Consider the following 14,761-nt stretch of genomic DNA (forward strand, 5'->3'; position numbering starts at 1 on the left):
TTCCGCAACATGCTGCGGCATGGCCTGATCACCGTCGCCTTCTGTTGCCTCATCGGCTCGGCGTTGGCCATCTCGGGCAACGGCAGTTGGGAATCCCAGATGGTGTATTCGCTGTCGATCGGAACGATCAGCTGGCTCGTCATCGACACCGGCCGGCTGATCCTGAGCGGCAACAAGGAGGTGCTGTGGCCGCACGGCCTCTGGGGCTACGGCCTGGTGGCGCTGGGCGTCACCGTCGGCTTTCTTGCCGGCAATGCGATCGGCGACGCCTGGGTCGGTGTGCCGCCGATGGAATTCCGCAATCTCGCCACGCGAAAGATGACCTCGACCATCGTCATCACCCTGGTTGCCACCATCGGCATGTGCTACTTCTTCTTCAGCCTCGGCAAGAGCAAGCACATGCAGGGCCAGCTCGATCTGGCGCAGCGCAACGCCACCGAGGCACGCCTCAAGCTGCTGGAGACGCAACTCGAGCCGCACATGCTGTTCAACACGCTGGCGAACCTGCGCGTGCTGATCACCGCCGACCCGCCGCGCGCGGTGGCGATGCTCGACCGCCTCAACAGCTACCTGCGCATGACGCTCAGCGGCTCGCGCGCGCTGGCGCATCCGCTCTCGGCCGAGTTCGACCGGCTGGGCGACTACCTCGAACTGATGTCGGTGCGCATGGGCGAGCGCCTGCGCTACACGCTCGAGCTGCCCGAGGACCTGCGCGACGTTCCGGTGCCGCCGCTGCTCTTGCAGCCGCTGGTGGAAAACAGCATTCGCCATGGGCTGGAACCCAAGGTCGAAGGCGGCGAGATCGCCGTGCGCGCGCGCCGCAGCGGCGACCGGCTGGTCATCGAAGTGAACGACACCGGCGTCGGGCTCGATGCGGCGTTGCCCTCTGACTCTGAAGAAGGCGGCAGCGGCTTCGGGCTCGAACAGGTGCGCGAGCGCCTGGCCACCGTGTTCGGCCCGCAAAGCGAGATGCGCCTTGCGGCCGCGCCGTCCGGCGGCACCTGCGCCACGCTGAGCTTTCCTCTGCCGGCGATTGCTGCTTCATGAATGCGACCACAACCACGATGAACCCCACCGCACTGATCGCCGAAGACGAGCCCCTTCTGGCCCAAGCCCTCAAGGCCGAACTGGCCGCCGCTTGGCCCGAACTGCAGATCGTCGCCACCGCCGGCGACGGCCGCAGCGCGGTGCGCGAGGCGCTGCGCCTGTTGCCGCAGGTGCTGTTCTTCGACATCCGCATGCCCGGCCTGGACGGCCTGGGTGCCGCGGCCGAACTGGCCGACAGCTGGCCCACCGACGAGGCGCCGATGCCGCAGCTGGTGTTCGTCACCGCCTACGACGAATACGCCGCGCGCGCCTTCGAGGCAGAAGCCATCGACTACGTGCTCAAGCCCGTGCAGCCCGGGCGGCTGCAGAAGACCGTGGCGCGGCTGCAGCAGGCGCTGGCGGCGCAGCAGCAACAGCCTTCGCCATCGGCCTCCCCCGCTGCGGCCCATGACGAGGCACTCGAACGAACCCTTGCGCAATGGCGCCAGGTGCTCGCCGCCGCCGGCACCGGCGCGGCGCTGCCCGCAACGGCGCCCTCTGCACCGCTGCGGATGATTGCCGCCAGCGACGCCGGCGGCAGCACGGTGCGCATGGTGCCCATCGACGAAGTGCTGTATTTCGAGGCGGCCGACAAGTACCTTCGCGTGCTCACCGCGACGCACGAGTACCTGATCCGCACGCCGCTCAAGCAGTTGCTGACGCAACTCGACGCCGACACCTTCTGGCAGGTGCACCGCGCGGTGGTGGTGCGCAGCGCGGCCATCGAATCGGTGCACCGGGACGAGGCCGGCAAGCTGCATCTCACGCTGCGCGGGCGGGCCGAGAAGATTCCGGTCAGCCGGCTTTACGCGCATCTGTTTCGCGCGATGTGAAATCACGCGGCGAACGCCCAGCAAAAAGCCGGCCCTTTCGGGGGCCGGCTTTTTTCATTCAGTCACGATTGATGTGGCTGTTTAGCGCCAGTGGCCATGACGGTGACCGTGGCCACGGTAGTACCCGCCGCCGTAGTAGCGGGGACCGTAGTAAGCCGGCGGCGCGTAATACACCGGGGCCGGACGGTAATACACCGGCGGCGGCGGACGGTAGTAGACCGGCGGCGGCGGTGCGTAATAGACCGGGGCCGGCGGTGCATAGACGGGAGCCGGGTAGTAGGCGGGACCGCCCACGCCGACCGCCACGCCGGGGACGCCGACACCGATCGACCAGCTCACATCGCTGCGAGCGCTGGCCGAGGTGGCTGCGAACAATGCACCGGCTGCCACGACGCCCGCGGCAGCCCATTTGAAGAAGGTGGAACGTGTGAGGCTCATGATGTTGACTCCTTGTTTCGGGGGCACTGTCCGGGTCTGGACCGCCCATGTGTGTATTGAACGCGGCAATTGCAAACGGGGTGCACCGGCCATTGTGAAGAACGTTGCCAAAGGTAACCCACAGGGGGTCGCCTCTAGAATGAAGCAATGACCTCCCCGACCGACAAAAGCAGTGCCAAAACGGCCGCCGCACCGAGCAATTTCCTGCGCCACGTGATCGAGAACGACCTCGCACAGGGTGCCTATTCCGGCCGCAAATGGGGCGGCTCTCCCGGCAACGCCGCCCACCATGCACAGGGCATGAACGACCCCGCCAAGGTCCGCCTTCGCTTCCCGCCCGAACCCAACGGCTACCTGCACATCGGCCATGCCAAGAGCATCTGGCTCAACTTCGAGCTGGCCCGCGAATACGGCGGCGTGAGCCACCTGCGCTTCGACGACACCAACCCTGAAAAAGAAGAACAGGAATACGTCGATTCCATCCGCGACGCCGTGAAGTGGCTCGGCTACGAGACCTACCTGGCCGACCGCCCCAGCGCCCCCGGCACCCTGCAGCCGCACGAGTACTTCGCGAGCAACTACTTCGACTTCATGTACGAAGCCGCCGAATACCTGATTGGCGCCGGCCTCGCCTACGTGGACGAGCAGACTGCCGACGAAGTGCGTGCGAACCGCGGCGACTTCAACACGCCCGGCACCGACAGCCCCTTCCGCACCCGCACGCCCGAGGAGAACCTCGCGCGCTTTCGCGCCATGCGCGACGGCCAGGTCGCCGACGGCGCCGCCATCCTGCGCGCCAAGATCGACATGGCCAGCACCAACATCAACATGCGCGACCCCGCGCTGTACCGCGTGCGCCGTGCCCACCATCACAACACCGGCGACAAGTGGTGCATCTACCCGATGTACACCTACGCGCACCCCATCGAAGACGCGCTGGAGCAGATCACGCATTCGATCTGCACCCTCGAATTCGAAGACCAGCGCCCCTTCTACGACTGGCTGCTCGACCGCCTCGCCGAAGGCGGCCTCATCGCCAGCCCGCATCCGCGCCAATACGAATTCGCGCGCCTGAACGTCACCCACGTCATGACCAGCAAGCGCAAGCTGCGCCAGCTGGTCGAAGAAGGCCACGTCGACGGCTGGGACGACCCCCGCATGCCCACCATCGCGGGCCTGCGCCGCCGCGGCTACACGCCCGAGGCGCTGCGCCTGTTCTGCGAGCGCAGCGGCACCACCAAGTCGGGCGGCTGGATCGACTACGCGAGCCTCGAAGCCGCGCTCCGCGACAGCCTCGACCCCATCGCCCCGCGTGCCATGGCCGTGCTCGACCCGGTCAAGCTGGTGATCACGAACTGGGGCGAGCTCATGGGCGGCGACGACGTACTCGACGACTGCTCCGCCCCCGTGCACCCGCACCACCCCGAGATGGGCAAGCGCGAGTTCAAGCTCGGCCGCGAGGTGTGGATCGAAAGCACCGACTACGAGGACGTGCAGCCCAAGGGTTTCTTCCGCCTGTTCCCGGGCAACAAGGTGCGGCTGAAGTACGGCCACGTCATCGAATGCACCGGCGCCACGCGCGATGCCGCCGGAAAGCTCGTCGAAGTGCAGGCCACGCTGGTGCCGGACACCAAGAGCGGCACGCCCGGCGCGGACGCGATCAAGGTGAAGGGGAACATCACCTGGGTGGCCGCGGCGGATGCGGTGCAGGCCGAGGTGCGGCTGTACGAGCGACTGTTTGCAGCGGCGAATCCGGGGAGCGGGGAACTGCTGGATGAGCTGAACAAGCAGAGCCTGGAGATTTGCTCGGCGTTCGTGGAGCCTTCATTGGCGAAGGCCCAGGCTGGCGTGGGGATTCAGTTCGAGCGGCATGGGTACTTCGTGGTGGATACGAAGACGGATGCGCCCGGCAAGCGGGTGTTCAATCGGGCTGCGGGGATGCGGGATAGCTGGGGCAAGTAACCCGCCTTCTTTCCCCCGCACAAAGCTGGGCCGCAATGGCTCCGGCTTTTTCATTTCATCTATTCCGGCCGCTTGTAGACCACGCCCAGCACCGCGCTGTTTTCGTCCGTCGTGCATACCGCCGAGCGGCCTTGCGGGCCGACCTTCAGGTTGATCGTGTAGACGCCGTCACGCGGCGTCGAGCCGCTGTCCACTGCGATACCGCCCGGCGGCACCCGCAGTTCGCGCGCGGCGGCAGTCACGCAGTTCTTGACGCTCGCATCGGGCGCGCCGCCGACGCGCAAGGAAGTGCTGCTGCATCCCGTCACCGCGACGCCCGCAGCAACCACCCATGCCAACCGGTTGAAACTTCGCATCGTCATGTCCGACTCCGTTGTTCAGTTGTCTGGGTAGATTGGAAGCCGCGTGAACACGTTCGCGTTGCAGGACGGCTGCGCGATCTGATGTGGCCTGCCGCCGCCGTCCGACGGCGACCGGCCGCAGACCCGGGCTATCCTGTGCATTCATGACTGTTCCAAGCCCTTCCCGCCTGATCCGCTTCAATAAGCCCTACGGCGTCCTCAGCCAATTCACCCCCGAGGGCCGCTGGCGCGGGCTCAAGGACTTCATCGACATTCCCGACGTCTACGTCGCCGGCCGCCTCGATGCCGACAGCGAAGGCCTGCTGCTCCTCACCAACGACGGCCAGCTCCAGGCGCGCATCGCCGATCCGCGCTTCAAGATGGAGAAGACCTATTGGGTGCAGGTGGAAGGCGTGCCGACCGAAGAGGCGCTCGCCGCACTGCGCCAGGGCGTACAGCTCAACGACGGCCTCACGCGCCCTGCCCGCGCCCGCCTGCTCGACCCGCCTCCCGATGTGTGGCCGCGGCAACCGCCCATTCGCGAGCGCAAGAGCATTCCGACCGCTTGGCTGGAACTGGCGATCAGCGAAGGCCGCAACCGCCAGGTGCGGCGCATGACCGCCGCTGTCGGGCTGCCCACGCTTCGCCTGATCCGCGCCGCCATCGGGCCGCACACGCTCGATGGACTGGCGCCCGGCACCTGGCGCGAGTAACAACGAACGCCGCCGCGCGACGTCACAGACAGAACCTGTTTCATTCGATTTCTTCTTCTCTTCATGCACGACAACATCCGAACCACTTCGCCCGACCTCCTCACGCCCGCACCGATGAATCGCCGCAGCGCGTTGCTCGGCACGTTGGGCCTGCTTGCGCTGCCCGCAACGCAAGCCGTCGCTGCTGCGCCCGCGAAGTCCAAGCAGGCGCAAACGCAGAAGCACCCCGACGTCTGGCCGCACGCGTCCCAGGTGCCGGGCGGCGTGGCGCGCCTGTCGCTCGGCCCGAGCGCCAAGCGCCCGGCGGCCTTTGCAGGCGACGTGCCCTTGCTCGTTGTGGGTGACGCCATCGAATGGACGGCGCTCGTCGGGATCCCGCTCGCAGCCAAACCCGGCGACGCGAGCATCACGGTGCGCGCAGAGAACGGCGGGAGCGAAAGACAGGTCGCCTACACGGTCACCGACAAGCAATACCGCGAGCAGCGCCTGACCGTGGCGCCGCGCACGGTCGATCTCTCGCCCGAGGACGAAGCGCGCTACGTGCGCGAGCGCGATCACCTGACTGGCGTGATGGCCACGCTCACCGACCTGCGGCCCGATGCCATGCTGCAGATGCGTGTGCCCGTGCCGGGTCGCCGCTCCAGTTCGTTCGGCCTGCGGCGCGTGTTCAACGGGCAGTCGCGCAATCCGCACAGCGGGATGGACATCGCAGCCGGCACGGGCACGCCGGTGCTGGCGCCGCTGCCGGGGCGGGTGATCGATACGGGGGACTATTTCTTCAACGGCGGCACGGTGTGGCTCGACCATGGCGGCGGGCTGCTGACGATGTATTGCCATCTGAGCCGGGTGGATGTGAAGGTGGGAGATGTGCTGAAGACGGGGGAGCAGTTGGCTGCGGTGGGCGCGACCGGGCGGGTGACTGGGCCGCATCTGCATTGGTCTGTGATGTTGAATCGGGCGATGGTGGACCCGGCGTTGTTCATTCCGGCTTGAAGCCTGGCAAGCCACCGCACCACACTCTGCTCATGCGCCCGTCCGAAGCACTGTCCCGGCACCGCGCCCGCGTTCTCGAAATAACCTTGAGTCATCACGTCCGGAACGTGCGGGTGTTCGGCTCGGTTTCGCGGGGCGAGGACGGTCCCGGCAGCGACATCGATCTGCTGGTCGACCCCACGGTACAAACCACGTACATGGGCATCGGCGCCATCCGATACGAGCTAAAAAATCTGCTGGGAATGGACGTGGATGTGGTCACGCCTGACGGCCTGCCTTCCCGCTGCCGCGACCGAGTGCTTCGCGACGCCATGCCCATCTAATCGGGCGACCCGCAACGCGAGGCCCGGCGCCATCCGATCCCGTTGGTTGACTCCGCGCTGTTCGCGGCTTGAGTAATCACCCTGAGTTCCGGATTCCGCTCGCCTCATAAACTCGCGCCATTCCAACGAGGGGCGGGTTGAGACGATGACCAAACAGACAAGAGCCGAGCGGCGCCGCGAGCGAGCGCGGATGGAACTGGCGGGCAAGGGGTGGACGGCGATTGTTGTCGGTGTCCTGCTCTTGGTGGTACTTCCGGCCTTCATGCGCGGGCCGATCATCGGCACGCTCGGCCCGGCGCTTCGTCCTGCAGGCTGGACGGCACTGGCGATTGGCGCGGCCTTGCTGGGGCTGCACTATCTCGTCGCTCGCAAGAAGGTTGTGCCTCAGGCCATCGAGCGTGCCGAGCCATCGGCTGCTGCGGTCAAGGCAGCGCCTTCTGCGGCCGTGCGACGCGAACCCGTGTTGGACTCCAATCTTTCCCAGCCAACGCCCTCGCCTTCAGTACCCACACCTGCACAGCAGCAGCAATGGAGCCCCGCCGTGCTCGCGGCCATCGAATGGCGCCGCTTCGAGGCCTTGTGCGAAGCGCTCTACGCGCAGGCGGGTTTCACCACGCGCAGCCAGTCGCACGGCGCGGACGGCGGCATCGACATCTGGCTTCACTCCAAGCACAGCGACGTGCCGCGCATCGTTCAATGCAAGCACTGGCGAAGCAAGCCCGTGGGCGTGAAGGAGATGCGGGAGTTCCTTGGCGTGATGGCTTCGCATCAGTTGAAGACCGGCACCTACGTGACGAGCTCGACCTTCTCCGCCGACGCCGCAGCGTTCGCCAAGGCCAACGGCATCCACGCGCAGGACGGCGCAGCCTTGCTCAAGCTGATCGGCCAGCGCACGCCCGAGCAACAGGCCGCATTGCTCGCCGTGGCTTACGAAGGCGAATACTGGCGGCCCACCTGTGCAAGCTGCGGCACGAAGATGGTCGAGAAAAATTCGTCCAAAAATGAAGGCAGCTTCTGGGGTTGCGCCAACTATCCGAAATGCCGGGGCAGGACGATTCCGAAGTCGAAGGCATCTGCAACGGTCTGACCGCGAGGCGCGCCATGACCAATCAACCGCTGTTCACCGAAGCCTGCCTGGACACATCCTTCGCCCGCGCCACCCGCCGCGAAACCCTCGACATCCTCAACACCCGCCTGCACCCCGCCCTGCAGAAAATCCTCGCCGCCGAAATCGCCTCGGGCAACCGCGTCGTCGATGTCGGCATCGACTGGCCCGACGCGGGCTCCGTGCACGTCACCTTGCACAACCATTTCGACAATCGCCACGCGACCTCCGAAGCCGTATTCAGCCTCTGCGACGACCCGCATTACTGGCACGCCGACTACAGCACCACCAGCAAGCCGACGCACCTGCTCATCTGCTGACCGTCTTCTTCGACCCCGGCCACACCGACGTGCTCCACGCAATGAGCGCCAGCAGCGCCACCTGAACCGGCAGCCGCACCACCAGCGCCCAATACGGCACGCTCGGAAAAAGCTCCGGCCGCTGCAGCATGTAGAAATGCGCGGGCGTCACGGCCAGGGTCAGAAGGATGAGGCCGATCCCCGCGGCGCGCCGCGTCGGCCGCCACAGCAGCCCGGCCGCGCCCAGCAGTTCGAACACGCCGCTCACCAGCACGGCCGCGCGCGGCCAGGGGATGTACGGCGGCACGATGCGCATCTCCGCTTCGGTCGCCACGAAATGCGCGATGCCGCCGAGAGCGAACCACAGGAAGACGAACACCAGGCCCGCCACGCGCCAGCGGCTCATGACGGGCGAATCCGTCATGCGCTTCTTCAGATCGGCTTGGTCAGATAAACCGCTTCGCGCCCCACGATCACGCGCTGCGCAGGCATGAAGATCGTGCAGTCGTCGCACGGCGCGCGGATTTCGTCCGGGCCGTTGGTCGCGATCAGCTCGTCTTTGGCAAAGGTCTCGAAGCCGATCAGCGGCCGCACGAACGCGAAGTCTTCCGACTTGATGACGTGTGTCTGCAGCAGCTGAAAGCGGCGCTGCGGCGCGGGCGCGGGCGTGGCCGGGTCCTTGTCGACCAAGCCGAAGTACGCGAGGAAGTCATACGTGACAGCGGTTGCCAGCACCGATGCCGAGCGCAGGAAGTGCTGGCCGCACTCGACCACCATCGCCACGCCCTTGCCGTCGGGGCCGCCGTGGCTGCCGTACTGGATCAGCGGCGTGCCGGAGCCCAGGCCGTCGGGCATCACGAGGTGCACCGACGGGCGGCCGATGGCCAATGCCACCTCGGCGTTGCGCTCGAACGCCGGGTAGACCCAGAACGGCACGACAGGTTGGCTGGTCGAGTGGATGTCCAGGATGTGGTCGGCGGCGTCCACCACCGGCCGCAGGATGCGCGCGCGGCGCAGCTCGGGGCTGTCCTCGCCGCCGTCCAGCCATTCGGGCGACCAGATGCGGTTGAGGTTGTGCACGATCTGGCGGCTGTCGTAGGGGGACTCTTCCTTGAACGACTCGTAGGCGTCGATGTTGGCGAAGGCCACGGTGAGCGTGCCGATCTTCGGGCGCACGCCGTTGTCGAGCAGGTGGGTGGCGGCGGTCATGCCGCAGATTTCGTTGCCGTGCGTGAGCGCATTGATCAGCACGTGCGGGCCCGGCTTGCCGGACTCGAAGCGGTGCACATAGTCGATGCCGACGTTGCCCTGGCGGTAGGCGGACAGGTCGCGGGGGAGGACCTCGAGGGCGGGTGGGGATTGGGTCATGGGGCTGTTGTTGGCGTGGAAGCGATGGGGTCTGGGGAGTTTGCTACAGCAGGCAAATCCGTGCTTCCCGACCTCGCGAACCAGTCACCGCCGCTGCGGCGCCCCAAAAATGCGCTTCAGATCAACGGCTTATCGCACCTGCTGGTAATCCACAGGCACCCACGCATACCCCGAGCCCTCGGCCCGGATGCGCCCCAGCCCCGGGAACGGCAGATGCGCGCCGGCCACCAGGTATCGCCCCTTGGCCGCATCCGCATACGCCTTCTTGCGCTCGGCCGCGGCGGTCTTGGAATCGACGTCGAACGAAATCGTCACCTGCGGCTGCACGAACTGCACCGAGGCGACGTGCATCAGGTCGCCCCACAGCACGAGCTTCTGGCCCTTGGACTCGATCACGTAGGTGTTGTGGCCGGGCGTGTGGCCGTGGGCGGCCACGGCCTTGATGCCGGGCACGAGGTCGGCGGCACCGCCCGCCAGGGGCTTGAACTTGCCGGCTTCGACGTACGGATTCAGCGAGGCCTGCGCGCCCTGGAAGAAGCCCTTCATCTCGGGCGTGGCCTTTTCCAGGTTGGCCTTGCTGAGCCAGAAATCGGCGTCTTCCTGGCCGGCGTGGATCGTGGCGTTGGGAAAGGCCAGCTTGCCGTCGACGATGAGGCCGCCGACGTGGTCGCCGTGCATGTGGGTGATGAACACGTCGTCGACCTGCTCGGGCTTGTAGCCGGAGGCCAGCAGGTTGTTGCGCAGGTTGCCCAGCGTGGGGCCGAAGAGCGAGCCGGCGCCGGTGTCGATCAGCACGAGCTTGCTGCCGGTATTGATGAGGTAGCTGTTCACCGAGGTGGGCACCAGTTCCTTCTTGAAGGAGCGGTCGAGCAGCTTGCCGACCTGCGCCTGCGTGGTGTTGGTGAGCAGCTTCTTCACCTCCAGGTCGATGGTGCCGTCGAACAGCGCGGTGACCTCGAAGTCGCCGAGCATCATGCGGTAGAAGCCCGGCGCCTGGGTCTTGATCTGGGGGGCGGCGGCGTGCACCGCCGTGAACGAAAGCATCAGCACGCTGCTCGCCAGTGCGGCGATGCCGCGGCGCAGCCAGTGGGTGGGTTGGGTCATGGGTCTTCCTTCTCCGGCTTGTCTTTAGAGGGGCCGAAGAATAGCCCAACCCGCCCGCCCTGCGCCGTGCTTACCAGTTGACCTCGCGCTCCGGCGTGGCCGAGATGTGGTGAATCGACAGGTCGGCGCCGTCGTATTCCTCTTCCTGCGAGAGCCGCAGGCCCATCGTGGCCTTGAGCGTGCCGTACACCACCGCGCCGCCGACCAAGGCCCAGACCACGCCGATCACCGTACCGATCAGCTGCGCCCAAACGTTCACGCCGCCGATGCCGCCCCAGCGCCTGCGTGCCGAAGATGCCGGCCGCGATGCCGCCCCAGGTGCCGCACAGGCCGTGCAGCGGCCAGACGCCGAGCACGTCGTCGATCTTCCATTTGTTCTGCGTGAGCGTGAACATGACGACGAAGATGCCGCCCGCCACGCCGCCCACCACCAGCGCGCCCAGCGGATGCATGAGGTCGGAGCCGGCGCACACGGCCACGAGGCCGGCGAGCGGGCCGTTGTAGACGAAGCCGGGGTCGTTCTTGCCCAGGGCCAGCGCCACCAGCGTGCCGCCGACCATCGCCATCAGCGAGTTGACGGCCACGAGGCCCGAGATCTTGTCGATGCTCTGCGCGCTCATCACGTTGAAGCCGAACCAGCCCACGCACAGCACCCACGCGCCCAATGCGAGAAACGGGATGTTCGACGGCGGATGCGCGCTCAGCGAGCCGTCGCCGCGGTAGCGGTTGCGGCGCGCGCCCAGCAGGATGACCGCCGGCAGCGCGAGCCAGCCGCCCACGGCGTGCACCACGATCGAACCCGCGAAGTCGTGGAACTCGTGGCCGGTGACCGAGGCGATCCAGGCCTGGATGCCGAAGGCCTTGTTCCAGGCGATGCCCTCGTAGAGCGGATACACCACGCCGACGATCACCGCGGTGGCGATGAGCTGCGGCCAGAACTTGGCGCGCTCGGCGATGCCGCCCGAAATGATGGCCGGAATGGCCGCGGCGAAAGTCAGCAAAAAGAAGAACTTCACCAACTCGTAGCCGCTCTTGGCCGCCAACTCGGTGGCGCCCACGAAGAAGTGGGTGCCGTAGGCCACGCCGTAGCCCACCAGGAAGTACACGATGGTCGAGACCGAGAAGTCGACCAATATCTTCACCAGCGCATTGACCTGGTTCTTCTTGCGCACGGTGCCCAGTTCCAGAAAGGCAAAACCGGCATGCATGGCCAACACCATGATGGCGCCGAGAAGGATGAACAGCGCATCTGCGCCCTGTTTAAGTGCGTCCATGGGAGCTTCTTGCAGTTTTTGGTTTGAATTGGTGCATCGCACCCGGATTGCCTGAGGCGATGGTGCAAGGAAGCAAAAATGGTGCCTGAAGGCTCTTTGATGGTGCGAAACGGGCCATAACGGCGCGTTCGCGCACCGGAACAGGCTGCTTTCAGCCCGTCAAGCCTGCGCCAGCTCTCAGCGCGTCGCGGTAGCGGCGGCTGCAGGGCACGGTCGTGCCGTCGTGCATGTGCAACTTGGCGTCGCCGCCGTCCAGCGGCTCGATTTCCTTGATGCGCGCGAGGTTCACCGCATGGCTTCGGTGCACGCGGACGAACCTGGCCGGGTCGAGCTGGGTCAGGAAATCGGTGAGCGTGGCGCGCAGCAGGTAGTCGTGGCCGTTGACGTGCAGGCCGACGTAGTTGCCCTCGGCCTGGAGCCAGTCGATGTCGGTGGCGGCGATCAGGAATTCGCGGCGCAGCTTGCGCACGAGGAAGCGTTCGGGGCGGGCGACGGCCGGTGGTGGGGGCACTGGCTGCATCGAGGGTTCGGATTCCTCCGGTTCCGCCGGGGTCGGCACCGGTTCGGCCGCGCCCGCTTCCGGCGCATCGAGCACCCTCGCCTCGCCCTGCAGCCGCAACATGAAGAGCCGGTACGCCCAGATCCCGAAGACGATCGACACGTAGACCCGCACGTCCTTCAGGTACTCGTAGCCCCATTGAGCGGTCCAGCCGCCGAAGTCGTAGCGGCCGCCCATCAGCGCATAGATCAGCGAGCGCACAGCGAACATGCCCGCCACGTGCACCACGCTGACGGCCACGCTGGCCACGATGTGTCCGGTCACGAAGCGCACCCAGCGGCCGGGCATCAGCGGCGCCAGGCGGCGCTCGATGGCCACGAACACCGGGATCAGCATCAGCAGCACCAGGTGGCTCGACCCTTCCCAGGTGACGATTTCCCAGGTCGCGCGCGACACGGCGCGATTGCGGGCATCGACCACCGCGACCATGGTGCTGAAGACGCCCTGCAGCGCCATCAGCACGATCCAGAAACCCACCTCCACGTAGCGGCGGATCGGCTCGTAGCGCTCGTACAGGTTGCGGCGGGACGCTTGCATGCCCGGGATTCTCGCCATCTGCGCGATGGCGGGGCGAATTTCGTCCCACCGGGGCCACCACTCGTCACAAAGGCCGGGCCATCCGCCCCATGGGCGCGCCGCCGGGTGGTGCCGGGCCACACGATGGCCGCACTTTCTGCTTCGAGGACCCTGAAGTGAACCTTCCGACTCCCCTACCTGGCACGGACCGGCGCCACGACATCGACGCCCTGCGCGCGCTGGCCTTCCTGTTCGTGATCCTCTATCACGTGGCCATGTACTACGTGGCCGACTGGCCCTGGCACCTCAAAAGCCCGCACGCGGCCGAATGGCTGCAGTGGCCGATGCGGGTACTGAACCTCTGGCGCATGGACCTCGTGTTCTTGATCTCCGGCGTGTCGCTCGGCTTCCTCGCCCGTCACCAGGGCACCGGGGCGCTGCTGCGCAGCCGGGGCGCCCGGCTGATGCTGCCGCTGGTGTTCGGAATGATCGTGATCGTGCCCTACCAGGCCTACGCGCAGGGCGTCGCCAACGGGCTGGTCGCGCCGGGTTTCGGTGCCTTCCTGCTCCGCTACCTGTCGATGGCCGAGCCGTGGCCCAAGCGGGCGTTCGACGGCGCGGAGTTCGGCATCACCTGGAACCACCTCTGGTATCTGCCCTATCTTTTTGCGTACACCGCGCTGGTCGCGCTGACGCTGCCGCTGTGGCAATCGCCGGCCGGCCAGTGGGTGCGCCGCCGGTTCAACGCGCTGCGCGGCTGGAAGTTGCTGCTTCTGCCGGTGCTCCCGCTGCTCGCGTGGACGGTCCTGCTGGCCCCGCACTTCCCGTCCACGCACAACCTGGTGCGCGATTTCTACCTGCACGCCATCTACCTCACCGTGTTCCTCTACGGCTACTGGATGGGCGTGGACACGGGCATCTGGAAGGAGCTGGAGCGGCTGCGGCGCGCGTCGCTGGTGCTGGCGGTCGTGGCGATCGGCACGCTCATCGCGCTGCGGGTCGGCGTGGGAAGGTCGGCGCCCGGCCTGCTCATGGACCTGCTGCGCACGCTCTATATGTGGCTGGCCATCGCGACCATCCTGGGCCACGGCCACCGCCACCTGAACCGCCCGTGGCCCTGGCTGCGCTGGGCCAATGAGTCGGTCTACCCCTGGTACGTGCTGCACCAGACGCTGATCATCGTCGGCGTGACCGTGCTGGCACCGCTCGCGCTCGGCCCGGTGTTGGAACCCGCGCTGCTGGTGGCGCTGACCATCCTCTGCTGCTGGCTGCTGACCGACGGGCTGATCCGCCGCATCAACTGGCTGCGGCCGTTGTTCGGGCTGAAGCTCAGGCGGCGGGCTTCGGCTGAAGCTCTTCCGCCGCAATCGGAACCAGGATGGCGTTCCCCGTCGCCACGAGCTTGAGCGCGTCGTCACCCTGGCCTTCGGGCTGCGCATAGAGCTCGGCCACGACGAACACTTGCTTGCGCCCCGCCTTCACCACCCGGCCGCGCGCGACGAAGGCGCTTCCGATGGCGGGCGAGATGCAGTTGACGGAGAAGTGCGAGGCCAGCACGCGCCCTGCCTTCGTGGAGGCCGCGTAGCCGCTCACGGTGTCGAGCAGCGCGGCGATCATGCCGGCGTGCAGGAAGCCGGCGTACTGGCCCATGTCTTCCTCGCGCCAGTTCATGCGCAGCTCGGCTTCGCCGTCGGCTGCATGGTGGACTTCGAAACCCGCCCAGCGATTGAACGAAGCGGTGCGGTTGATGGCCTGGATGGTGTCGAGCACGGGGGTTCTCCTTGAAACGGGGGTGCGTTGGTGGGGTGGATGAATCCACTCTACGAACCGGCGCCTTCGCGCGTCGT

Annotated in this window: 16 protein-coding genes and 1 pseudogene; 9 read left to right on the forward strand and 8 right to left on the reverse strand. The window is 66.8% G+C overall.

Annotated elements, in window-relative coordinates; all coding sequences use genetic code 11:
• Positions 1 to 9: 9 nt before the first annotated feature.
• Positions 10 to 1,047, forward strand: a complete 1,038-nt coding sequence (locus QF040_RS13485; RefSeq protein WP_429614651.1) for a sensor histidine kinase — start codon at positions 10 to 12, stop codon at positions 1,045 to 1,047.
• Positions 1,048 to 1,064: 17 nt separating this feature from the next.
• Positions 1,065 to 1,919 carry a LytR/AlgR family response regulator transcription factor gene (locus QF040_RS13490; protein ID WP_429614652.1) on the forward strand — a complete coding sequence of 285 codons (855 nt, stop codon included), beginning with the start codon at positions 1,065 to 1,067 and terminating at the stop codon, positions 1,917 to 1,919.
• A gap of 81 nt (positions 1,920 to 2,000) precedes the next feature.
• Here the strand turns inward: QF040_RS13490 and QF040_RS13495 are convergent, their stop codons facing one another.
• Entirely contained in the window at positions 2,001 to 2,357 is a 357-nt protein-coding gene (locus QF040_RS13495) for a hypothetical protein (protein ID WP_429611448.1), read from the reverse strand.
• A gap of 147 nt (positions 2,358 to 2,504) precedes the next feature.
• Between QF040_RS13495 and QF040_RS13500 the strand changes: the two genes are divergently transcribed.
• Positions 2,505 to 4,319 carry a glutamine--tRNA ligase/YqeY domain fusion protein gene (locus QF040_RS13500; protein ID WP_429611449.1) on the forward strand — a complete coding sequence of 605 codons (1,815 nt, stop codon included), beginning with the start codon at positions 2,505 to 2,507 and terminating at the stop codon, positions 4,317 to 4,319.
• Positions 4,320 to 4,378: 59 nt separating this feature from the next.
• Here the strand turns inward: QF040_RS13500 and QF040_RS13505 are convergent, their stop codons facing one another.
• Positions 4,379 to 4,681, reverse strand: a complete 303-nt coding sequence (locus QF040_RS13505; protein WP_429611450.1) for a hypothetical protein — start codon at positions 4,679 to 4,681, stop codon at positions 4,379 to 4,381.
• A gap of 143 nt (positions 4,682 to 4,824) precedes the next feature.
• Here QF040_RS13505 and QF040_RS13510 point away from each other — a divergent pair, with 143 nt between their 5' ends.
• The 5 genes from QF040_RS13510 to QF040_RS13530 all read left to right on the forward strand — a co-directional run bounded on the left by QF040_RS13510 (position 4,825) and on the right by QF040_RS13530 (position 8,114).
• The gene (locus QF040_RS13510) at positions 4,825 to 5,373 is read left to right on the forward strand and encodes a pseudouridine synthase (RefSeq protein WP_306883176.1); all 549 of its coding nucleotides are present in this window, start codon (positions 4,825 to 4,827) and stop codon (positions 5,371 to 5,373) included.
• Positions 5,374 to 5,436: 63 nt separating this feature from the next.
• Positions 5,437 to 6,366 carry a peptidoglycan DD-metalloendopeptidase family protein gene (locus QF040_RS13515; RefSeq protein WP_429611451.1) on the forward strand — a complete coding sequence of 310 codons (930 nt, stop codon included), beginning with the start codon at positions 5,437 to 5,439 and terminating at the stop codon, positions 6,364 to 6,366.
• Between the two features lie 32 nt (positions 6,367 to 6,398).
• Positions 6,399 to 6,689, forward strand: a complete 291-nt coding sequence (locus QF040_RS13520; protein WP_429611452.1) for a nucleotidyltransferase family protein — start codon at positions 6,399 to 6,401, stop codon at positions 6,687 to 6,689.
• 145 nt (positions 6,690 to 6,834) lie between these two features.
• On the forward strand, positions 6,835 to 7,776 hold the full coding sequence (locus QF040_RS13525; RefSeq protein ID WP_429611453.1) for a restriction endonuclease: 942 nt from the start codon (positions 6,835 to 6,837) through the stop codon (positions 7,774 to 7,776).
• A 14-nt stretch (positions 7,777 to 7,790) separates the two neighbouring features.
• Entirely contained in the window at positions 7,791 to 8,114 is a 324-nt protein-coding gene (locus QF040_RS13530; RefSeq protein ID WP_429611454.1) for a hypothetical protein, read from the forward strand.
• Here QF040_RS13530 and QF040_RS13535 read toward each other — a convergent pair.
• The 5 genes and pseudogenes from QF040_RS13535 to QF040_RS13555 form a co-directional block, all read right to left on the reverse strand.
• The gene (locus QF040_RS13535; protein ID WP_429611455.1) at positions 8,104 to 8,517 is read right to left on the reverse strand and encodes a DoxX family protein; all 414 of its coding nucleotides are present in this window, start codon (positions 8,515 to 8,517) and stop codon (positions 8,104 to 8,106) included. The genes QF040_RS13530 and QF040_RS13535 overlap by 11 nt on opposite strands.
• A gap of 8 nt (positions 8,518 to 8,525) precedes the next feature.
• Positions 8,526 to 9,461 (reverse strand): succinylglutamate desuccinylase, encoded by a 936-nt coding sequence (locus tag QF040_RS13540; RefSeq protein ID WP_429611456.1) that lies wholly within the window; start codon positions 9,459 to 9,461, stop codon positions 8,526 to 8,528.
• Positions 9,462 to 9,590: 129 nt separating this feature from the next.
• A complete protein-coding gene (locus QF040_RS13545; protein ID WP_429611457.1) occupies positions 9,591 to 10,565 on the reverse strand; it encodes an MBL fold metallo-hydrolase in 975 nt (324 codons plus the stop codon).
• A 70-nt stretch (positions 10,566 to 10,635) separates the two neighbouring features.
• A pseudogene (locus tag QF040_RS13550) lies at positions 10,636 to 11,839 on the reverse strand (ammonium transporter).
• 151 nt (positions 11,840 to 11,990) lie between these two features.
• The gene (locus QF040_RS13555) at positions 11,991 to 12,935 is read right to left on the reverse strand and encodes a LytTR family DNA-binding domain-containing protein (protein WP_429611458.1); all 945 of its coding nucleotides are present in this window, start codon (positions 12,933 to 12,935) and stop codon (positions 11,991 to 11,993) included.
• 155 nt (positions 12,936 to 13,090) lie between these two features.
• Here QF040_RS13555 and QF040_RS13560 point away from each other — a divergent pair, with 155 nt between their 5' ends.
• Positions 13,091 to 14,320: an acyltransferase family protein gene (locus QF040_RS13560; RefSeq protein WP_429611459.1), complete on the forward strand. Its 1,230-nt coding sequence runs from the start codon at positions 13,091 to 13,093 to the stop codon at positions 14,318 to 14,320.
• Here QF040_RS13560 and QF040_RS13565 read toward each other — a convergent pair.
• Entirely contained in the window at positions 14,244 to 14,684 is a 441-nt protein-coding gene (locus QF040_RS13565) for a PaaI family thioesterase (protein WP_429611460.1), read from the reverse strand. The genes QF040_RS13560 and QF040_RS13565 overlap by 77 nt on opposite strands.
• Between the last annotated feature and the right edge of the window lie 77 nt (positions 14,685 to 14,761).

This window comes from Variovorax sp. W2I14 (assembly GCF_050435205.1).
Lineage (GTDB): Bacteria > Pseudomonadota > Gammaproteobacteria > Burkholderiales > Burkholderiaceae_C > Variovorax > Variovorax paradoxus_C.